We start from the raw sequence: 18,564 nt of genomic DNA on the forward strand, positions 1-18,564 counted from the left end.
AGATGGCGGAACACACCTACCGGGTCATGGTGCGCGGCCGGTTCACCGACCTGGACGACGCGGGGCGCGCCCGGCTGCTGGCCGAGGTCGACGCGCACGGCGTGCTCACCAACGGGTTCTCCGAGCAGGGCGCGCTGTCCTACGACCGGGGCCTCGACTTCTTCAGCTACCGCGTGCAGTTGCGGGCCGAGGTCGCCGACACCGACCGCGCGGTGTGCGACCGCGCGCTCACCCTGGCCGCGCGGGCGGTCGAGGAGTTCGGGGTGGACTTCCGCGACCTGCGGGCGTCCGCGACGGACGTCGACCTGATGAAGGTCAACCGGCCGAAGCGGCGGGCGTGACCCCCGAGGTCCGCATCGTGCACCTGACCGGGCCGGTGTTCCGGGCGCTGGCGGCGGGCGACGCGGCGGCGGCGAACGACGCCGCCCCGGTGGCGCTGCCGGACTACTTCGCCGGGCCCGAGTGGCGTGGCGTGTGGCGGATGCGGCACCTCCAGGCCGAGCAGGACCCGGCCAGCGCCGCGTGGGTGACGGGCGTGATCTGGGACGAGCGGCACGGCCTGGCCGTGGGGCGGGCGGGCTACCACGGGCCGCCCGACGAGGACGGCATGGTGGAGGTCGGCTACGCGGTGCACCCGGAGCACCGCCGGCGCGGCTACGCCCGTGCCGCCCTCGAAGCGCTGCTGCGGCGTGCCGCCGAGGAGCCCGACGTGCGCACCGTCCGGGCGACCATCAGCCCGGACAACGTGGCCTCGTACCGGCTGGTCGCCCAGTACGGGTTCGTGGAGAACGGCGAGCAGTGGGACGACGAGGACGGCCTGGAGATCATCTACGAGCGCCCGGCCCGCTGAGGGCCCTCCGGCGGCTTCAGCCGACCATCACGTTGCCGGGCGTGGTTTCCTTCGTCCCGGTGTAGTAGTCGCGGATGCACTCGGCCCAGACGTCGCGCGCGAGCCGGTCGGGCGTCTCGCTCAGGACGTCGAACAGCTCCTCGCACTTCTCGCGGTCGAAGCCCGCCGCGGCCGTCATCGCCACGAAGTCGTGGCGGCTCACGACGTCGTCGCCGTCCGGGTCGCCGAACCGGCTGACCGCCTCCGCGTACTCCTCGATGACGTCGGCGAACTGGTCCGGGGAGGTCACCGACGCGCGGAACTCGTCGGCGGTGACGGTCGCGTCGTCGTCGGCGTCGGACTCGGCGGCCAGCGCCGCCCAGAACGAACCGCACGCCATCACGAGCGCCTCCCGCGCGTCCGGACGGGCACCGGGCACCGACCGGACGAGCCGGTCGGCCAGCAGCACGAAGTCGTGCGCGTCGATGCGGCCGTTGCCGTCCACGTCGAGGAGTTCGAAGAACAACTCGATGCGCCGGGCGGCTTCCGAAGACATAGTCGGTGGGTCCTTCCGCTGTGGTCCTCACGCGCCCGCGAACCCCGTCGTCCGGCAAGCCGCGCCCATGCTTCACCGCGCCCGCGACCCCGGTGCGGCCCGACTCGCGGACGGCGGCGGAATCCCACCGGACGGGTGACGTCCGCTCACCCCTGCCGGGCCAGGACGTCCGCGCCGAACGCGGCGGTGAGCGCCCGCGCGACCAGGTCGGCCAGCCCGGTCCGCCCGTCGTCCTGCGCCCACCGCACCAGGGCCGCGTGCAGGGCGGCCAGGCAGGCACCGGCCGCCGCGCCCGCGTGGAACGCCCGGTCCGGGTCGCCGGCGTCGTCGCCCAGCGCGCCGACGATCGCCTGCTGGAGGGCGTAGTGGTTGTCGAGGTGCCTGGCCCGCAGGGCGGGGGTGGAGATCATCAGCCGCAGGCGGGCCAGCAGGAACTCGGCCTGCACGGTCGGCCCGGTCCCGTCCGCCCCGGGGCCGCCGGTCAACGTCCCGGCGGCGTCGACCAGCGCGCCGCCGATCCGGCGGACCAAGGGGTCGGCGGCGGACGAGGCGGCGACGCGCCGCGCGATCAGCTCGCCGTGCCGGTCGACGAGCACCAGGTCCTCCTTCGTCGGGAAGTGCCGGTACACGGTCATCGGTGACACGCCGGCGGCCTCGGCCACCTCGGTCACGGTCGTGGCGTCGTAGCCGCGTTCGGTGAACAGCCGCACCGCGTGGTGCTGGATCGTGCGCTGGGTCTCGGCCCGCCGCCGCGCCCGCAGCGTGGAGTGCCGCTCGGTCATCTGGTAGACACTACCTCAGTGGTAGTCACTACCATGACGGTGGCTGCTCACACCTCAGGGGAGAACATAAGCGACCTGACCGGACGGACGGCTCTCGTGACCGGGGCCTCGCGCGGCATCGGACGGGCGATCGCGACCCGGCTCGGCGGGATGGGGGCCGCGGTCGCGGTGCACTACGGCACGGACCGGGACGGCGCGGCGGCGACCGTCGCCAAGATCGGGCGCGCCGGCGGCAGCGCGTTCGCCGTCCGCGCGGAACTGGGCGTGGCGGGCGACGTCGACACCCTCTTCGCCGGAGTCGAGGCCGGCCTCGCCGGCCGGCCGCTCGACGTCCTCGTCGACAACGCCATGACCAAGGGCGCGGTCGAGACGATGAGCCGCACCCTGGCCAACGAACCCGGGGTCCGGGGCATCACGGTGAACGCCGTCGCGCCCGGCGCGACCCGCACCGCGACCAACTGGGACGCCTTCGCCGCGCCGGGCCTGGCCGACCTCATCGCCGCGAGCACGGCGCTCGACCGGCTCGGCGAGCCCGACGACGTCGCCGACGTGGTCGCGTTCCTCGCCTCCGACGCCGCCCGCTGGGTCACCGGCCAGGTGATCGACGCGAGCGGGGGCCTGTTCCTCGGCCCGCGCGGCTGACCGGACGGACGCCCCCGTACCCCCGAAAGGGTGTACCGACACACCACTCCTGTCCGCACTTTTGCGGTGCGGCGACGTACAGTCTGTCGTCACCACGAGCACCGCAAGGCAGGAGCACCACCCGGCATGGCCAAGACCGTCGACCTCGCCCGCGTCGAGCAGGACGCCCGCGCCCGCTTCACCGAACTCCGCACCGCGGCACCCGACGGCCAGGCCGACGAGCACACCGCCCACTACGCCGACATCCTCCGCCGGGCCCGCCTCATCGCCGCCAGCGACGGCCTCGCCGACGCGGTCACCGCCCTGCTGGCCGGCAAGGGCGTGGAGGTCCGCACCGACCAGGTCCGGGTCGACCCGGCGGCGGACGACCACCAGGTCATCGCCCTGGCCTGCACCGTCGACGACACCCCCGCCGTGCTCCCCCTGCACCCCGGCGCGACCACCCTGCGCCTCTACCCCGCCGGCCCCGACATCCACCTCGCCGAACCGCCGCTGGCCACCATCGACCTGCCCGCGAGCGCCCGCGCCGCCGACCACTGGGTCAGCGCCGCCGCGATCGCCGACGCCCTCGAACAGCGCCTCCGCTGACCCGCGCGGGTCAGGTGCCCGCGCCCCGCCGCCGCAGCCGGGCCGGCAGGCTGTCGTGACCATTGGAGATGAACGACCGCACCGGCCGCAACTCCCCCGGCGGCACGGCGAGTTCGAGGTCCGGGAACCGCTCGAACAGCGCGGGCAGCGCGATCTCGGCTTCCAGGTGCGCCAGCGGAGCACCCAGGCAGTAGTGCACGCCGTACCCGAACGACAGGTGCGCCTTGTCCGCGCGGGCGAGGTCGTAGCCGTCGGCGGTCGGGCCGTGCAGCGCGGGGTCGCGGCCCGCCCCCGCGTAGGAGACCAGGATCGCGTCGCCGCGCCGGATCGTCACGCCGTCCACCTCCAGGTCCTCCACCGCGTAGCGCAGCGGCAGGTTCGCGACCGGGGGCTGCCAGCGCAGCGTCTCCTGGACCACGTCGCGCCAGGACCGCTCGCCGGACCGGACCAGGGCGAGCTGGTCGGGATGGGTGAGCAGCGCGGCGATCGCGTGGTCGAGCAGGTTGACCGTGGTCTCGTGGCCGGCCGCGATGAACAGGATCAGGGTGTCCACCAGCTCGGTCTCGGTCAGCCGGCCGTCGTCCTCGTCGCGGACCGCGATCAGCTCGCTGGTGAGGTCGTCGCGCGGGTCCCGGCGGCGGGTGGCGACCAGGCCGTCCAGGATGCGGTAGACGTCGAGCTGGTTGGCCGCGGCCCGCTCGGGCGTCGCGGCGGTGTCGAAGATGATGTCCACCGCCCGGCGCAGCCCCGGGCGGGCGTCGTCGGGCACCCCGATGAGCCGGCAGATCACCTCGATGGGCAGCGGGTTGGCGTACCCGGCGCGCAGGTCCGCCTCGTCCGGCCCGGCGGCGAGTTCGTCGAGCAGGTCGGCCGCGATCGCCTCGACGCCGGCCCGCAGCGCCTCGGTGCGGCGCACGGTGAACGCCTTGGCCACCAACGACCTCAACCGCTTGTGGTCGGCACCGTAGGCGGTGAACATGTTCCGCACCGACACCCAGATGTGCAGCGGCCAGTCGTCCGGGATCTCCTGCGCGCGCCACGCCGACCAGTGCCGGCGGGCGTCCTTGGACACGCGGGGATCGGCGAGCAGCCGCTTGACCAGGTCGTACCGGGTGACCGACCAGGCGAGGACGCCGCCGGGCAGTTCGACCGGGGTCACCGGGCCGCGTGCGCGCAACCGGGCGATCTCGGCGTGGATGTCGTGGCCGTGCTGGTCCAGGCGCAGGGGCTCCATACACCCATGGTGATCAGACGAACACCCTCTGTACAAGTCCCCGAATGCCCGGCTACCGCTGGCGGCCTGCCAGCAGCGATTCCCCCAGCACGGTGAGGGAGTGCACGGTCTGCGTGCCGTAGCGACTGGTCCGCAGCAGTCCGGCGGCCCGCAGCACGCCGGTGTGCCGGCTGACCGACGCGGGTGACGTGCCGACGCGCCGGGCGAGTTCCGTCGTGCCCGCGCCGGTCCGCGCGCACTCCAGCACCGCGCTGCGGGTCGGCCCCAGCAACGCGTCGAGGTTGCGCGCCTGCGCGCCCTTCCACCGGTCGCCGTCCTCCAGCGGGTACACCAGCACGGGCGGCGCCGCCGGGTCGGCCAGCGTGCTCGGCCGCCGCCTGCCGAAGTACGACGGGACCAGCCGCAGGCCACGCCCGCGCAACGGGAGTTCGCGTTCCTCCGGGTGATCGACCTCCAGCACCGGCGGCTGCCACCGGGCGTACGGGCCGAGCCCGGCGAGCAGGCCGTGCACGCCCCCGTCCACCAGGTCGCGGGCCCGCCGCGCGCGATCGGCGTTCACGCTTTCGCGGATCTCCTCGGAATACGGCGCGACCAGCCGGGAATGCAGATGGCGGAGCATGTCCGCGAGCACCCCCAGCGCCCGCCGATCACCGGTGGCCAACGGCCTCACCCATTCCGGCACCGGCCCGAACCTGCCCAATTCCGCGCGGACCCGGTGCGCCGGCGTGGCCCGCAGCGCGGCCAGCCCCTCCTCCAGCCCGGCCGCCCCCTCGGGTGGCGTGAGCAGGTCCGGAGCGGGCGAGAGCAGGTGCAGCACGCGCACCGCCGGACTGCGGGAATCGAGTCTCCGGCGCACTTCCAGCGCCCACTCGTGAAATGCGGCCGGGCGATCGCGGTCACGCAGCCGACAACCGCCCAGCACCACCTCCCACAACGGGTCGGCGGTCGGTGCCACGGTTGTGCGCACCAGGTCGTCAGTGGTGAATATGACGCGCAACACGGATTCCCCCCGTGAAGTAGCTTCCCCCTGGGCACATTGTTGTCGCGAACTTTCGTCGGGACGCAACATTCTGGTCAGGTTCACCCACAGGGAGGAAGGTCGATTCCACTCGACCCGATCAATTCCAGGGGGGATTCGATGAACACGATCAGCAGGGTCGCCGCGGCCGTGGCCGCCGTCGCCGTGCCCGCCGCGCTGCTCGCGGCACCGGCCGGCGCGGCACCGAAGGGCGACGGGGTCGCGCCCCGGCACGCCGACTGCGGCAGCGGGGCGCCCAGCGACCTCGACCCCATCTCCCACATCACCGGCTCGACGGCCGGAGCGCGCATCCGCACCGGCTCCGACCTCGGCTGCGCCGCACGCGGTTCCAGCGAGCCGGCCGACCAGCTGGACTACTACTGCTACACCCGCGGCAAGGACGCGGCCACGTGGACCTACCTGCGCAACGGTCGCACCGGCGTGCCGGGCTGGACCCGCGACGACCTGCTGCCCGACGGCGGCAGCAGGCACTACTGCCGGCTCTGATCCCGCACGGCCGCCAGCTCCGCACGGGTGAACACCCCGCCGGACAGCCATCGCCGGTCGAAGAAGTCGGCCGGCACCCGCCGGGCCGGTCCGCGTCGACCGACCCGGTCCGCCGGGTCGGTGTCGGTGTCGGCGTCGGCGAGCAGTGACCCCGCCAACTCCGCCAACTCCTGCGGCGACCACCGCCCGGCCGACGCCCTCGGCGCGAGGTGCAGCACGCCGGAGGACGTCCGCACCCAGATGGCCTGCCGGACCGCCACGAGGTGCGCCACGTCCACCAGGACGAGTTCGCCGAACACCTCCGCCCCGGGCAGCCGTCCGGGCACCGCGGCGTGCAGGATCCCGCCGCGCCGCCGGATCACCGGAGCGCCGCTGTCCGGGTCGACCAGGCACCGGCCCGCGCGCCGCCCGGTGTCGACGATCTCGTGGGCCGCCGTCCGCCCGGCCGGGCGCAGGCGGGCCGCCCACTCCGCGCCGTGCGGCGTGCCCGGGTCGACCTCCTGCCACCCCCGGAACGGGAGTTCCCGGCTGCCGACCGACCCCAGGACCTCGCGCACGCACCGCAGCGCCAACCGGTCGCGCCGTCCCAGCACTTCCAGCCAACCCACCCGCCGCACGTCGTCGGGGAGCGCGTCGGGCGCCACGTCCGGCCCGAGCCCGATCAGCCGGTCCCGCCGGGCCACCAGGTCGACCAGGACCCGGTGCGCCGGGGTCCCGGGCTGGTACTGGTCGGCGAGCCGGCGCAACGGCCGCACGGCCGCTTCCGGCACGACCGCGCCCCGGTGGGTCCGCCCCGGCAGTTCGAGGTAGCCCGCGCACCGGCACGGTTCGGGCTCCGCCACCCGGCACGGACCGCCGAGCACCGAGTGCGCGCGGTAGGGGTGCCGGCAGCCGACGCACTCCGGCGTGCGGGCCTGCCGCGACCGGCCGACCAGCCACCACACGGCCGTCGCCGCCGCCAACGCGACCAGGATTCCCACGGCGACCACGGTCGTCCCCTCAGCGTTCGTCGTCCGGGATCCACACCCGGTCTTCGCCCCTGGTCTCCCAATGGCCCTTGCGGTACACCCCGCCGGGCCGGGCGCCGGCCCACACCGCGACCAGCACGACCAGCAGCACGACGACCGCGCCGACACCCACCAGCGCGACCGGCTCGCCGCGCCCCACCGCGTCCACGACCTGCGGGACCACGTCCGACAGCCCGCCGAACGCCTTCACGGCCAGCGCGCCGATCGCGAACAGCAACGCGACCGCCATCGCCCCCAGCACCAGCACGAGCGCTGCCTTCACCCCGAGTCCCCCACCTTCCACGGGTACCGCACGGTCTCGATCATCGACCGGGGACCGCCCGGGACGGGAGGGGTTGGCACCAACCTGCCCTCCGCGTGCGGCGCAGGTCACAGCACCGGGGTGTGCTGGGATACCGCCATGTCGGCTCTCCTGTTCTCCTACGGCACCCTCCGCCTGGCCGAGGTGCAGCGCACCGTGTTCGGCCGCGAGCTGCCCGGCCGCGACGACGAGATCGCCGGCTACTCGCTGGGCGAGGTCGTCATCACCGACCCGCACGTCATCGCGACCAGCGGCAGCGACCGGCACCCGGTGCTGGTGCCGGCCGACGGCGCGGCGGGCGTGCCCGGGACGGTGTTCGCGGTGACCGACGAGGACCTGGCGGCGGCCGACGCGTACGAGGTGGCCGACTACACGCGGGTCCTGGTGCCGCTGCGGTCCGGTGACCGGGCGTGGGTCTACGTGCTCGCCGACGTCGGCTGAGAATCCGCTCAGCGGCGGTGCGCGATGATCGTCGCGTGGGGAGCAACGTGGTGTGGGCGGCGGTCGCGGTGCTGCTGCTGACGGGGTGCCTGGACCGCCGCTACGAGTCGCTGCCGGATTCGCCCGCCGTGGCGGAGTCGGCGCTGGTCGGGCGGTGGGTGGACGAGTCGGGGGCGGCGCTGGTGCTCAACGCGGACAAGACCGCCGAGTCGACCGGCGTCGAGTGCCCGGCCGACCGCGACCCGAAGTCCGGCAAGGGGACCTGGCGCACCGAACCGAACACCGGGCCGAGCACCGGGGCGGGGGCACCGGGCGGGCTGCCGGTCGGCGGCGACCTGGTGGTCGTGGTCGAGGCCGGGTGCGCGTACCGGTTCGGCGTGGCCGGGACGGCGGAGGAGTTCCGGCTGTACTACTACCGGGGCGACCTGGACGCGCGTGACGCGTACCTGCTGGACAAGGCGCCCTGACCGGTCACCGCCCGCCTTCGACCAGGGCGGCGGCCTCGGCCCGGTTGCGCACGCCGAGCTTGCCGAACAGGTTGTTCACGTGGGTCTTCACCGTGGCCACGCTGATGAACAGGCTCTCCGCGATGGCCCGGTTGGCGCGTCCGCGCGCGATCAGGTCCAGCACGGTCGTCTCCTGCTCGGTCAGGTGGTGGCGGCGGGCCAGTTCCTCCAGCCGGGTCCGGGCGGTCAGGCCGCGCACGACCGTCCGGGTGACCTCGGGCGCGAACGTGCTGTGGCCGTGCGCGGTCGCGGTGATCGCGGAGACGATCTGGGCCCGTCCGGCGCTCTTGGTCAGGTAGCCGGACGCGCCCGCGCGCAGCGCGCCGACGATCGAGGCGTCGTCCGAGTAGGTGGTGAGCACCAGGACCGCCGCTCCCCCGCCGGAGGCGACGATGGCGGCGGTCGCCTCGACCCCGTCCACGCCCGGCATCCGCAGGTCCATCAGCACCACGTCGGGCGCGAGCCGGGCGGCCAGGTCGACCGCCTGCGCGCCGTCCTCGGCGACGCCGACCACGGTGATCCCGTCGGTGTGCTCCAGGATCGTCACCAGCCCGTCGCGCACGGCGGCCTGGTCGTCGGCGACGAGCACCCGGATCGGGCCGTCAGGCGTCACGCCGGACCTCGCACGCCACGACCCAGCGGTCGCCGTCCGGCCCGGCGGTCACCGTCGCGCCGACGAGCCCGGCCCGTTCGCGCATCCCGCGCAGCCCGTGGCCGAGACCGGCCGCGTCGGCGGTCCGGGGGTTGTCGACCCGCAGCCGCACCACCTCGCGGTCCGCGCGCAGGTCCACCCGGACCGGCCGGCCGGGCGCGTGCTTGTGGGCGTTGGTGAGCGCTTCGACGGCGATCGAGCCGAGCACGTCGGCCACCGACCCGGGCACGTCCGCGAAGTCGCCGTGCGCCACGAGGGCGACGTCCGCGCCGGCCGCCGCTTGCCGGTCGACCAACGCGGCCAGCGTGACGTCGAGCGGGCCGGGGAAGCCGCGCAGCGCGTCGACCGCGCGCTTGGCCTCGTCCAGGCCGTCCGCCGCGAGGTCCCGCGCCCGCCGCACGCGCGTCAGCACGTCGCCCCCGGCGTCGCGGGCGGTCGCCACGGCGTCGAGCGCGTCGAGTTGCAGCACCAGGCCGCCGAGCGTGTGCGCGAGCACGTCGTGCAGGTCGCGGGCGATCCGGGCACGTTCGCCGAGCACCGCCGTGTCGGCCCTGCGCTGGGCGAGCGCGAGCTGCGTGCGCCGCTCCAGCGCGCTCTGCCGGCTCAGGAACCCGATGACGGCGGCGACCGCCGTGGTCAGCAGCACGCCGTAGGGGTCGGGCTCGGACAGGCCGCCGCCGAGCACGTACGCGACCGCGCCGAGCGCGACCGCGCCGGCCAGCCACAGCGGCGGCACGTCCACCGCCGACGCCACCGCGAACAGCCCGGCCGCCAGCGCGATCGGCGCGGCCACCGACCCGCCGGCCACGCCGATCGCGGCGAGCACGACGACCGCGGTCCACCCGAGCGCCCGCCACGGCTGCGGGAGTGCCCGCCCGGCCGGGGTGAGCACCGCCCACACCGCGAGCGCGGCGAGCGTGGGCGCGGTCGCCGGCCGGTCGCCGCCGAACTGCGCCAGCACGGCCGCGACGATGGCCGCCGCGTTCAGGCCCACCCGCAGCGCGCGCTGCACCGCCGACTGGTGCCTGACAGGTGTCGTCACGGTTCCCATCATCGTCGCCGACCGGGCGCGCGGCCGTCGCGGCGGCGCGTCTCCACCCGAATCTCCACCCACCGGGCCGATCCGCCCGCGCGCGGCCCGGCGCACCGTGGAACGCGGGAACTTCGAACTGGAGGACGACGGTGGAACAGATGAACCTGGTGGTGGCGGCGCTGGTGCTGGGCTGGCTGCTGGTGCGGCAGCTCACGGCGCGGCCGGTGCGCGAGCGGTCGCGGTTGGCGCTGGTGCTGGTGGTGGTCGGCGCGATCGGGGCGGGGCAGTTCTTCGCGCACGTCACGCCCACGGTGGCCGACGTGCTGCTGCTGGTGCTCAGCCTCGGCATCGGGGTCGGCCTGGCCGGGCTGCGGGCGTTCACGATGCGGCTGTGGCGCGACGGCGGCCGCGCGATGCGGCAGGGCACGTGGCTCACCGCGGTGCTGTGGCTGGTCGGCATCGGCCAGCACCTGCTGGTGGAACGCCTGGTCACGCCGGGCGCGGGCAGCGCGACCCTGGTGCTGTACTTCGGCGTGGTGCTCGCCGCCCAGCGCCAGGTTCTGCTGGGGCGCGCCCGGCGCGACGAACCGGCCCACGTCGGCGTTTAGTCCACAGTGGACTCGACAGTGGACTTATCGCACGACAGCGGACATTTCACGACGTATGCCGCATACCGCGAGACGTCTTGACAACCCTTATGGTCTAGTCCAATTCTGATGGCCGGTCGCCACCGCCGGACCCCTACCGGGCCCGCGTCCCTTCCCCTGCCTGGAGCGCACATGCGTCCGTCCAGAGTCCTCGTACTCCTGGTGGCCTTGCTCACCTCCCTGTCCTTCATACCGACGGCCGCCGGCGCGCCCGCCAAGGCGGCGGCCAAGCCGTTGCCCGCACGGGTGTTCGCGCCCTACTTCGAGGCGTGGACCGGCGAGAACCCGGCCACCCTCGCCCAGCAGTCCGGCGCCAAGTACCTGACCTTCGCGTTCCTCCAGACCGCGGCCAAGGGTTCCTGCACGCCGCTGTGGAACGGCGACGCCGGGATGCCGATCTCGCAGAGCGTGTTCGGCAACGAGATCAACACCCTGCGCGCCAACGGCGGCGACGCCATTCCGTCGTTCGGCGGCTACACCGCCGACCACAACGGCACCGAGATCGCCGACAGCTGCACGGACGTGGCGAAGATCGCCGCCGCGTTCCAGAGCGTCATCACCACCTACGACGTGAGCCGCCTGGACCTCGACATCGAGGTCGAGGCGCTGGACAACGCGGCGGGCATCGACCGCCGCAACAAGGCGATCAAGCTGACCCAGGACTGGGCGGCGGCCAACGGCCGCAGCATCCAGTTCTCCTACACCCTGCCCACCACGCCGACCGGCCTCGCGCCCAGCGGCCTCGCGGTGCTGCGCAACGCGGTCACCAACAACGCCCGCATCGACGTCGTGAACCTGATGACGTTCGACTACTACGACGGCCAGCAGCACCAGATGGCCAACGACACCAAGACCGCCGCGCAGGGCCTGGTCAACCAGATCGGCCAGCTGTGGCCGGGCAAGACCGAAGCCCAGCGGTGGGCGATGGTCGGCGTGACCGAGATGATCGGCGTGGACGACTACGGCCCCGGCGAGACCTTCCAGATCGCCGACGCCCGCACCGTGTACGACTGGGCGATCGCGAAGGGCATCAACACCCTGTCGTTCTGGGCCCTCCAGCGCGACAACGGCGGCTGCCCCGGCGGCTCGGCGGCGGACAACTGCTCCGGCATCCCGCAGAGCACCTGGGAGTTCACCAAGATCTTCGCGCCGTTCAGCGGTGGCGGGACCCCGAACCCGGTCAACGACTTCACGCTGGGCGTCAACCCGTCCTCGGCGGCGATCGACCCCGGCGCGTCGACCACCGCGACGGTCGGCACGACCGTCGCGTCCGGCACCGCCGAGACGGTGACCCTCACGGCGGGACCGGCGCGTACCGGTCTCACCGCGACCCTGTCGGCGTCGAGCGTCACGGCCGGCGGTTCGGCCACGCTGACCGTCGCGGCGGCGGCCACGGCGGTCCCCGGCGACTACACGTTCACCGTCACCGGCACCAGCCCGTCGGCCACGCACTCCGCCTCGTTCGCGGTGAAGGTCAAGGGCGCCGTGCCCGGCGGCGTGGTGGTCAACGGCGGCTTCGAGGACGGCGGGCTCACCCCGTGGACGGCCCCCGGCGACACGATCGTCAGCACCCCGGCCCACTCCGGCACGCACGCGCTCCAGGTGACGCCGAACGGGTCGGGCAACGGCCAGGCGTCGCAGACGGTCACCCTCACGCCGAACAAGGCGTACACGCTCAAGGGCTGGGTGCGCGGCAACTACGCGTTCATCGGCGTGAGCGGCGGGGCGACCGCCAGCGCGTGGACCTCGGCGAGCGACTGGACGCAGCTGTCCGTCCCGTTCACCACCAACTCCTCGGGCACGGTCACCGTGTACGTGCACGGCTGGTACGGCCAGCCGTCGATCTTCGCGGACGACTTCACCATCGGCTAGTCGCCTGACGGAAAACGGCGGGTGTGTCCCCGAACAGGGCACACCCGCCGTTTTCCGGTTATGTCCTTTTCCGCCGAACACTCCCTTTCACCAGTTCACAGTTCGTTTCGCACTATGGGAAAACCTGTTGTCGAGGCAACTTTCACCAACACGATCTCCGCAGTTCAGACCCCGTCCACCGGCCCTGTCGACCACTCTCCGCAACCGACCATAAATGCGCTGGATACCCAGCTTGAATGACCTTTTCGGGACGCCGGCACGCAAAGGTGCAAGGGCGACCGGGTACGCGCCCCCGGCCGCCCGCGCGCACCCGCCCTTCCCGGTGTCCGCGCAGGTTCCCTGCCGCGCGATCGAGAGGCAGACAGATGAGAACCGCTCGCCTGTTGAGCCGTGCCGCCTTCATCGGCATGGCCTTGGCGCTGGTGACCGGTGCGGGGCACGACGCCTTCGCCGCACCCGACGACCCGCCGGTGGAAGTGCAGGTCATCGGCGGCCACAACGCCACCGAGGTCTACCCGTTCCACGCCCAGATGAGCAACGGCTGCGGCGGCAGCCTGGTGGCGCCGCAGTGGATCGTCACCGCCACGCACTGCGGCAGCGCCAGTTCGGCCCGGCTCGGCTCCAACAGCCGCAGCTCCGGCGGCGAGGTCCGCAGCGTCGACCGCGTGGTCAACCGCTCGGGCACGGACCTGACGCTGATGCACCTGTCCCAGGCGTCCACCCTGACCCCGGTGCCGATGGCCACGGCCAACCCGGCCGCGGGCAGCCCGGTGCGGCTGATCGGCTACGGCTGCACGAGCTGGCCCTCGTGCTCCAACCCGTCCACGCTCCAGGAGATCGACCTCTCCATCCTGGCGTCGAGCCGCTGCGCGGCGGGCGGCGGCACGTCGACCGACATCTGCGTCTCCGGCGACCGCACGCACTCCGCGTGCCACGGCGACTCCGGCGGCCCGGCCCTGGTCGGCACCCGCGGCAACTGGACGCTGGTCGGCGAGACCCACGGTCCGGGCGACAACAACGGCGAATGCGCCACGACGACCCTGTACACGGGCATCGCCGCGAACGTCGCGTGGATCAACCAGCAGACCGGCGGCACCACCCCGCCCGGCGGCAAGAAGTTCGAGAACACCGACAACCTCGACATCCCGGACAACGGCGCGGCCGTGACCAGCCAGGTCACCGTGTCCGGCCAGGCGGGCAACGCCCCGGCCGGGCTCAAGGTCAACGTGGACGTCAAGCACCCGTACCGGGGCGACGTGGTCCTGGACCTGGTGGCCCCGGACGGTTCCGCGTACCGGCTGAAGAACTCGTCCTCCGACTCCGGGGACAACATCCTCACCACCTACACGGTCAACGCCTCGTCCGAGGTGGCCAACGGCGTCTGGAAGCTCAAGCTCCAGGACGTCGGCCCGCAGGACGTCGGCTACCTCGACGCGTGGAGCGTCGAGTTCTGACCCCGGTCGCCCTCGGCACCGGATAGCGGCACGAAGCCCGGCCCGCCGTTCGCGGCGGGCCGGGCCCGGCCCGGTCCGCCTTCGGGATGAGCCGGGTCGCCACCGCGAACACCGCGATCTCGCACCACAGCACCACCGCGAGGTCTCCGGTACCGGGGCGGACCGCGCCCAGCCCGGCCACGCCCAGCGCGCCGCCCAACTGCCCCGCCGTCGCCACGCCCCCCGACGCGGACCCGGCCGTGCGCGGCACCGACCTCCCGCAGCGAGACCTCGACAGCCCGGTGCGCAGAGCGCGATCCGCGCGCACGCCCCGCCCACGAACCCGCGCAGGCCGAGCAGGCTCAACGGGACCAACGGCGAGGGCGCTCGGCGTTGCCGCGCCACGAATGCCGCGAACAGCGCCACCGAGGCGACCGGCAGCACGACCGCCCACCACGGCCACCCCGGTCGCGGCCCCTGCACCACCGGGTGCAGCACCAGCAGTAAACCGGCCGTGAGCAGCGCGGTGCCGACCACGTCCAGCCATCCGGCGCGGGGCGCGCGCGAATCGGGCAGGGCGAGCGCCGCGACGATGAACGCGACCAGCCCGATCCGCACGTTGACCAGGAAGACCGGCCGCCGGCCCCACCCGAGCAGGTCCGCCTCGACCAGCAGGCCGCCGAGCAGCGGCCCGGACACCGTGCCGATCGCCGCCGTCGCCCCCGTACGCGCGGGATCATCACCGCCGCCGACGCGCCCTGCACCACCCGGGCACCGATCAGCACCTCCGGTCCGGGCACGACGCCGCACGCCGCGACCACGAACCCCGCCAGACCGCCCAGTAACACCGGCCGCCGGCCGAACCGGTCCCCCACCCGGGCGCCGGCGACGCTGGTCGACAACCGGTTCTTCGCCTGGATGGCCACGTGGAAGGCGCAGACCCTGGCCGCGCAGCGGATCAAGAGCGCCACGCGCGAGCACGCCGGGCTCACCCTGACGTGGGGCGAGGTTCTGCCCACGCTCGGCGCGGCGGACGGCAACCGGCTGCCGATGAACGAGCCGGCGCAGCAGTCTTCGTGTCGCGCAGCGGCATCAGCCCAGGTCGTCACCGCGATGGCCGGTCAGGGCCTGGTGGAACGCCAGAGCGACCCGGGCAACCTGCGCGTGATGCGCGAGCACGAACCAGCCGAACGGGCGACCCGTCCGGAGCCGAGTTCACCCGATCCCGGGTCACGCCGGTCGATCATGAGGTGCGGGCCGTCGCCGTCCGCACCGCCCACCCCCGTGGAACCACACGATCGGCGTCGACGGATCGCCTCGCGGTGAACCGACCGTTGTTCAGCGGGCCTGTTCCGCGCCGGCCTCCGCGCGGGCGGCGAGCACGGCGGGCATGTGCCCCTCCACGTGCCCGATGAACGCGAGCAGGTGGTCCGCCGTGGACTCGCCGAGTTCGGTCAGCGAGTAGTTGACGCTCGGCGGCATGGCCGCGAGCACCTCGCGCCGCACGAAACCGTCGCGTTCCAGCGCCTGGAGGGTCTGGGCCAGCATCTTCTCGCTGACCCCGGCCACCCGGCGGCGCAGCGCGTTGAACCGCGCGGGCCCCTTGCGGAGGCCGGCCAGGGTCAGCACGCCCCACCGCCCGGTCAAGTGATCCAATACCGCACGCGACGGGCAGTCCTTGGCGAAGACGTCGAACTTCACCCTGGAAGCTTACCGCCGGTGAGCGCTGCGTAAAAGTAAGCACTGCGGAAACCGCAGTGTAGGCTGAGGCGCGACCACCCCCATGCTTTGAGGAACAACCACATGCGCGTTGAAATCTGGACCGACCTCGTCTGCCCGTGGTGCTACATCGGCCTCACCCGGTTCGAGCGCGCGCTCGCCGAGTTCGAGCACGCCGACGACGTCGAGGTCGTGCACCGCTCGTTCGAGCTGGACCCGTCCCGCGAGGTGGGCGTGACCGAGTCGGTGACCGACATGCTCACCGCCAAGTTCGGTCCGCGCGGTGCCACGATGGACGGCGAGGTCGCCGAGCTGGCGCGCGGCGAGGGGCTCGGCTACCGCACCGAGCGCGAGGTCGGCAGCACCCTGGACGCCCACCGCCTGCTGCACTTCGCGAAGGAGCAGGGCGTCCAGCACCGCCTGGTGAAGCAGCTGTTCACGTCGCACTTCGCCGAGGGCGCGTCCCTGTTCACCACGGAGTCGCTGGTCGCGCTCGCCAAGGAAGCGGGCCTGGACCCGACCGAGGCGCGCGGCGTCCTGGAGGACCCGCAGGCGTACCTCGACGCGGTCCGGGCCGACGAGGCCGAAGCGGGGCAGCTCGGCGCGAACGGCGTGCCGTTCTTCGTGATCGACCGCAAGTACGGGGTGTCCGGCGCGCAGCCCGTGGCGACGTTCAGCGAGGCGCTCGGCACCGCGTGGACCGATTCACGCGGCTAGACGCCCCTGGCCGTGGACACCGGCCCGGCCGATTACGGCCGGGCCGCCGACGGCTGCCCGCCGACCGGCCTGGCCTGCTGATCATCGCCGACCCGACGGGTGATCGGACGCCGTCGCCCCGGGGTCGGCCCCCGGGGCGACGGCGGTGCGTCACAGCGAGCGCTGGAGGTGTTCGGCCAGCAGGCGGGCGAAGCGCGGCGGGTCGGCCAGGTCGCCGCCCTCGGCCAGCACCGCCGTGCCCAGCAGCAACTCCGCCGTGCCGACCAGCGCGGAGCGGTCCTGCGAAGCGTCGAACGCCGCGCGCAGCCCGGTCACCAGCGGGTGGTTCGGGTTGAGTTCGAGGATGCGCTTGACCTGCGGCATCTCCTGGCCCATCGCCCGGTACATCTTCTCCAGCTGCGGCGTCAGGTCGTGGGTGTCGCCGACCACGCACGCGGGCGAGGTGGTCAGCCGCGAGGACAGCCGCACCTGCTTGACCTGCTCCTCCAGCGTGCCGCCCAGCCACTCCAGCAGGCCCGAGAAGTCCTTCTCGCGCTGCTCGGCCTCGGCCTTCTCCTCGTCGGTCTCCAGGTCGACCTGCCCCTTGGCGACCGACTGGAACTCCCGCTCGCCGAAGCCCGGCACCGACCCGACCCACATCTCGTCGATCGGGTCGGTCAGGATCAGCACCTCGAACCCCTTGGCGCGCAACGCCTCCAGGTGCGGCGACTGCTCGATCGCGGTCCGCGAGTCGCCGGTCATGTAGTAGATGTGGCGCTGGTCCTGCTTCATCCGCTCGACGTACCCGGCGAGGGTGGTGGGCTCCTCGTCGTGGTGGGTCGAGGCGAACGACGAGACGGCCAGGATGGCGTCGCGGTTCTCGGTGTCGGCGATCAGCCCCTCCTTGACGACCGCGCCGAACTCCTTCCAGAACGTCCGGTAGGCGTCGGCCTTGTCCGCCATCATCGTCTTGACGGTGGACAGCACCTTCTTCACCAGGCGGCGGCGCATCAGCTGGATCTGGCGGTCCTGCTGGAGGATCTCCCGCGACACGTTGAGCGACAGGTCCTGCGCGTCCACGACGCCCTTGACGAACCGGAGGTACTCCGGCATCAGCTCCTCGCAGTCCTCCATGATGAAGACCCGCTTGACGTAGAGCTGGACGCCGCGCTTGCGCTCGCGCATGAACAGGTCGAACGGCGCCTGCGCGGGCAGGAACAGCAGGGCCTGGTACTCGAACGTGCCCTCGGCCTGCATCCGGATGGTTTCCAGCGGCGCGTTCCAGTCGTGGCTGACGTGCCGGTAGAACTCGGCGTACTCCTCCTCGGTGACCTCGGAGGCGGGCCGCGCCCACAGCGCCTTGCGCGAGTTGACGGTGGTGGGCTCGCCGCCCTCCTCCTCCGGCGCGAGGCGGATCGGCCAGGTGATGAAGTCCGCGTACCGCTTGACCACCTCGGTGATCTTCGCGGTGGAGGTGTAGTCCGCGAGCTGGTCCTCGGCGTCGGCGGCCTTGAGGTGCAACGTCACCGAGGTGCCCTGCGGGGCGTCCGCGACGTCCTCGATGGTGTAGGTGCCCTCGCCGGTGGACTCCCAGCGCACGCCCTCGGCCGAGCGCGGGTGCTTGGTGAGCAGGGTGACCTTGTCGGCGACCATGAACGTCGAGTAGAAGCCGATGCCGAACTGGCCGATGAGGTCCTGGGACGCGGCGGAGTCCTGGGACGCCTTCAGCTTCTCCAGGAACTCGGCCGTGCCGGACTTCGCGATGGTGCCGATGAGACCGATCACGTCGTCACGGGTCATGCCGATGCCGTTGTCCCGCACGGTGAGCGTGCGGGACTCCCGGTCGACCTCGATGGCCACGTGGAGGTCCGAGGTGTCCGCGACCAGGTCCTTGTCCCGGAACGTCTCCAGCCTGAGCTTGTCCAACGCGTCCGAGGCGTTCGACACCAACTCGCGCAGGAACGTGTCCTTGTTCGAGTAGATCGAGTGGATCATCAGCCGCAGCAGCTGACGCGCCTCTGACTGGAACTCCAGCGTTTCCACGTTCTTCCCTTCGATCCGTGCACCGTCGACCCGCGAT

The 18,564-nt window shown here is 73.1% G+C and carries 22 protein-coding genes; 12 read left to right on the plus strand and 10 right to left on the minus strand.

Annotated elements, in window-relative coordinates; translation table 11 throughout:
- The first annotated feature begins 2 nt into the window (after positions 1 to 2).
- Together AC0HI0_RS12535 and AC0HI0_RS12540 are read left to right on the plus strand one after the other, a co-directional pair.
- Positions 3 to 341, plus strand: a complete 339-nt coding sequence (locus AC0HI0_RS12535; RefSeq protein ID WP_480932492.1) for a DUF6204 family protein — start codon at positions 3 to 5, stop codon at positions 339 to 341.
- On the plus strand, positions 338 to 850 hold the full coding sequence (locus tag AC0HI0_RS12540; RefSeq protein ID WP_480932493.1) for a GNAT family N-acetyltransferase: 513 nt from the start codon (positions 338 to 340) through the stop codon (positions 848 to 850). Before AC0HI0_RS12535 ends, AC0HI0_RS12540 begins: the two co-directional genes overlap by 4 nt.
- Positions 851 to 866: 16 nt before the next feature.
- On the opposite strand, the gene AC0HI0_RS12545 is transcribed toward AC0HI0_RS12540, so the two are convergent.
- Both AC0HI0_RS12545 and AC0HI0_RS12550 read right to left on the minus strand, forming a co-directional pair.
- On the minus strand, positions 867 to 1,385 hold the full coding sequence (locus AC0HI0_RS12545) for an EF-hand domain-containing protein (protein ID WP_480932494.1): 519 nt from the start codon (positions 1,383 to 1,385) through the stop codon (positions 867 to 869).
- A gap of 146 nt (positions 1,386 to 1,531) precedes the next feature.
- Entirely contained in the window at positions 1,532 to 2,167 is a 636-nt protein-coding gene (locus tag AC0HI0_RS12550) for a TetR/AcrR family transcriptional regulator (protein ID WP_480932495.1), read from the minus strand.
- A gap of 33 nt (positions 2,168 to 2,200) precedes the next feature.
- Here AC0HI0_RS12550 and AC0HI0_RS12555 point away from each other — a divergent pair, with 33 nt between their 5' ends.
- Both AC0HI0_RS12555 and AC0HI0_RS12560 read left to right on the plus strand, forming a co-directional pair.
- Positions 2,201 to 2,809 (plus strand): SDR family oxidoreductase, encoded by a 609-nt coding sequence (locus AC0HI0_RS12555; RefSeq protein ID WP_480932496.1) that lies wholly within the window; start codon positions 2,201 to 2,203, stop codon positions 2,807 to 2,809.
- A 126-nt stretch (positions 2,810 to 2,935) separates the two neighbouring features.
- Positions 2,936 to 3,397 carry a hypothetical protein gene (locus AC0HI0_RS12560; protein WP_480932497.1) on the plus strand — a complete coding sequence of 154 codons (462 nt, stop codon included), beginning with the start codon at positions 2,936 to 2,938 and terminating at the stop codon, positions 3,395 to 3,397.
- A gap of 10 nt (positions 3,398 to 3,407) precedes the next feature.
- Here the strand turns inward: AC0HI0_RS12560 and AC0HI0_RS12565 are convergent, their stop codons facing one another.
- Together AC0HI0_RS12565 and AC0HI0_RS12570 are read right to left on the minus strand one after the other, a co-directional pair.
- A complete protein-coding gene (locus tag AC0HI0_RS12565) occupies positions 3,408 to 4,631 on the minus strand; it encodes a cytochrome P450 family protein (protein WP_480932498.1) in 1,224 nt (407 codons plus the stop codon).
- 52 nt (positions 4,632 to 4,683) lie between these two features.
- Positions 4,684 to 5,598, minus strand: coding sequence for an ArsR/SmtB family transcription factor (locus tag AC0HI0_RS12570; RefSeq protein WP_480932499.1), 915 nt, complete (start codon positions 5,596 to 5,598; stop codon positions 4,684 to 4,686).
- Positions 5,599 to 5,769: 171 nt separating this feature from the next.
- Between AC0HI0_RS12570 and AC0HI0_RS12575 the strand changes: the two genes are divergently transcribed.
- A complete protein-coding gene (locus AC0HI0_RS12575; RefSeq protein ID WP_480932500.1) occupies positions 5,770 to 6,156 on the plus strand; it encodes an SH3 domain-containing protein in 387 nt (128 codons plus the stop codon).
- Here the strand turns inward: AC0HI0_RS12575 and AC0HI0_RS12580 are convergent.
- Positions 6,141 to 7,145, minus strand: a complete 1,005-nt coding sequence (locus AC0HI0_RS12580; protein ID WP_480932501.1) for a hypothetical protein — start codon at positions 7,143 to 7,145, stop codon at positions 6,141 to 6,143. The two genes, AC0HI0_RS12575 and AC0HI0_RS12580, sit on opposite strands and share 16 nt — an antisense overlap.
- 10 nt (positions 7,146 to 7,155) lie before the next feature.
- Positions 7,156 to 7,446: a hypothetical protein gene (locus tag AC0HI0_RS12585; RefSeq protein WP_480932502.1), complete on the minus strand. Its 291-nt coding sequence runs from the start codon at positions 7,444 to 7,446 to the stop codon at positions 7,156 to 7,158.
- A 138-nt stretch (positions 7,447 to 7,584) separates the two neighbouring features.
- Between AC0HI0_RS12585 and AC0HI0_RS12590 the strand changes: the two genes are divergently transcribed.
- Complete coding sequence (locus AC0HI0_RS12590; protein WP_480932503.1) at positions 7,585 to 7,926, plus strand: gamma-glutamylcyclotransferase family protein; 342 nt, start codon at positions 7,585 to 7,587, stop codon at positions 7,924 to 7,926.
- A gap of 35 nt (positions 7,927 to 7,961) precedes the next feature.
- Positions 7,962 to 8,393, plus strand: a complete 432-nt coding sequence (locus AC0HI0_RS12595; RefSeq protein WP_480932504.1) for a hypothetical protein — start codon at positions 7,962 to 7,964, stop codon at positions 8,391 to 8,393.
- 4 nt (positions 8,394 to 8,397) lie between these two features.
- Here the strand turns inward: AC0HI0_RS12595 and AC0HI0_RS12600 are convergent, their stop codons facing one another.
- The gene (locus AC0HI0_RS12600) at positions 8,398 to 9,045 is read right to left on the minus strand and encodes a response regulator (protein ID WP_480932505.1); all 648 of its coding nucleotides are present in this window, start codon (positions 9,043 to 9,045) and stop codon (positions 8,398 to 8,400) included.
- On the minus strand, positions 9,035 to 10,126 hold the full coding sequence (locus tag AC0HI0_RS12605; RefSeq protein ID WP_480932506.1) for a sensor histidine kinase: 1,092 nt from the start codon (positions 10,124 to 10,126) through the stop codon (positions 9,035 to 9,037). The genes AC0HI0_RS12600 and AC0HI0_RS12605 overlap by 11 nt, the downstream gene beginning before the upstream one ends.
- A gap of 149 nt (positions 10,127 to 10,275) precedes the next feature.
- Between AC0HI0_RS12605 and AC0HI0_RS12610 the strand changes: the two genes are divergently transcribed.
- The 4 genes from AC0HI0_RS12610 (at position 10,276) to AC0HI0_RS12625 (ending at position 15,395) form a co-directional block, all read left to right on the plus strand.
- Positions 10,276 to 10,725, plus strand: coding sequence for a hypothetical protein (locus tag AC0HI0_RS12610; protein ID WP_480932507.1), 450 nt, complete (start codon positions 10,276 to 10,278; stop codon positions 10,723 to 10,725).
- Positions 10,726 to 10,896: 171 nt separating this feature from the next.
- Entirely contained in the window at positions 10,897 to 12,636 is a 1,740-nt protein-coding gene (locus AC0HI0_RS12615) for a carbohydrate binding domain-containing protein (protein WP_480932508.1), read from the plus strand.
- Between the two features lie 365 nt (positions 12,637 to 13,001).
- Positions 13,002 to 14,090: a trypsin-like serine protease gene (locus tag AC0HI0_RS12620; RefSeq protein ID WP_480932509.1), complete on the plus strand. Its 1,089-nt coding sequence runs from the start codon at positions 13,002 to 13,004 to the stop codon at positions 14,088 to 14,090.
- 897 nt (positions 14,091 to 14,987) lie between these two features.
- Positions 14,988 to 15,395, plus strand: coding sequence for a hypothetical protein (locus AC0HI0_RS12625; RefSeq protein WP_480932510.1), 408 nt, complete (start codon positions 14,988 to 14,990; stop codon positions 15,393 to 15,395).
- Between the two features lie 12 nt (positions 15,396 to 15,407).
- On the opposite strand, the gene AC0HI0_RS12630 is transcribed toward AC0HI0_RS12625, so the two are convergent.
- On the minus strand, positions 15,408 to 15,770 hold the full coding sequence (locus AC0HI0_RS12630; protein ID WP_480932511.1) for a winged helix-turn-helix transcriptional regulator: 363 nt from the start codon (positions 15,768 to 15,770) through the stop codon (positions 15,408 to 15,410).
- Between the two features lie 102 nt (positions 15,771 to 15,872).
- Here AC0HI0_RS12630 and AC0HI0_RS12635 point away from each other — a divergent pair, with 102 nt between their 5' ends.
- Entirely contained in the window at positions 15,873 to 16,505 is a 633-nt protein-coding gene (locus AC0HI0_RS12635; protein ID WP_480932512.1) for a DsbA family oxidoreductase, read from the plus strand.
- A 150-nt stretch (positions 16,506 to 16,655) separates the two neighbouring features.
- On the opposite strand, the gene htpG is transcribed toward AC0HI0_RS12635, so the two are convergent.
- A complete protein-coding gene (gene htpG / locus AC0HI0_RS12640) occupies positions 16,656 to 18,527 on the minus strand; it encodes a molecular chaperone HtpG (protein WP_480932513.1) in 1,872 nt (623 codons plus the stop codon).
- Positions 18,528 to 18,564 lie beyond the last annotated feature (37 nt).

The organism is Saccharothrix sp. NBAS 001 (genome assembly GCF_056640475.1).

Bases quoted from the DNA above. Each gene is read 5' to 3' on its own strand.
- AC0HI0_RS12535 (WP_480932492.1), top strand. From the start codon at position 3: ATGGCGGAACACACCTACCGGGTCATGGTGCGCGGCCGGTTCACCGAC.
- AC0HI0_RS12545 (WP_480932494.1), bottom strand. From the start codon at position 1,385: ATGTCTTCGGAAGCCGCCCGGCGCATCGAGTTGTTCTTCGAACTCCTC.
- AC0HI0_RS12550 (WP_480932495.1), bottom strand. From the start codon at position 2,167: ATGACCGAGCGGCACTCCACGCTGCGGGCGCGGCGGCGGGCCGAGACC.
- AC0HI0_RS12555 (WP_480932496.1), top strand. From the start codon at position 2,201: ATGACGGTGGCTGCTCACACCTCAGGGGAGAACATAAGCGACCTGACC.
- AC0HI0_RS12560 (WP_480932497.1), top strand. From the start codon at position 2,936: ATGGCCAAGACCGTCGACCTCGCCCGCGTCGAGCAGGACGCCCGCGCC.
- AC0HI0_RS12565 (WP_480932498.1), bottom strand. From the start codon at position 4,631: ATGGAGCCCCTGCGCCTGGACCAGCACGGCCACGACATCCACGCCGAG.
- AC0HI0_RS12575 (WP_480932500.1), top strand. From the start codon at position 5,770: ATGAACACGATCAGCAGGGTCGCCGCGGCCGTGGCCGCCGTCGCCGTG.
- AC0HI0_RS12590 (WP_480932503.1), top strand. From the start codon at position 7,585: ATGTCGGCTCTCCTGTTCTCCTACGGCACCCTCCGCCTGGCCGAGGTG.
- AC0HI0_RS12610 (WP_480932507.1), top strand. From the start codon at position 10,276: ATGAACCTGGTGGTGGCGGCGCTGGTGCTGGGCTGGCTGCTGGTGCGG.
- AC0HI0_RS12615 (WP_480932508.1), top strand. From the start codon at position 10,897: ATGCGTCCGTCCAGAGTCCTCGTACTCCTGGTGGCCTTGCTCACCTCC.
- AC0HI0_RS12620 (WP_480932509.1), top strand. From the start codon at position 13,002: ATGAGAACCGCTCGCCTGTTGAGCCGTGCCGCCTTCATCGGCATGGCC.
- AC0HI0_RS12625 (WP_480932510.1), top strand. From the start codon at position 14,988: ATGGCCACGTGGAAGGCGCAGACCCTGGCCGCGCAGCGGATCAAGAGC.
- AC0HI0_RS12635 (WP_480932512.1), top strand. From the start codon at position 15,873: ATGCGCGTTGAAATCTGGACCGACCTCGTCTGCCCGTGGTGCTACATC.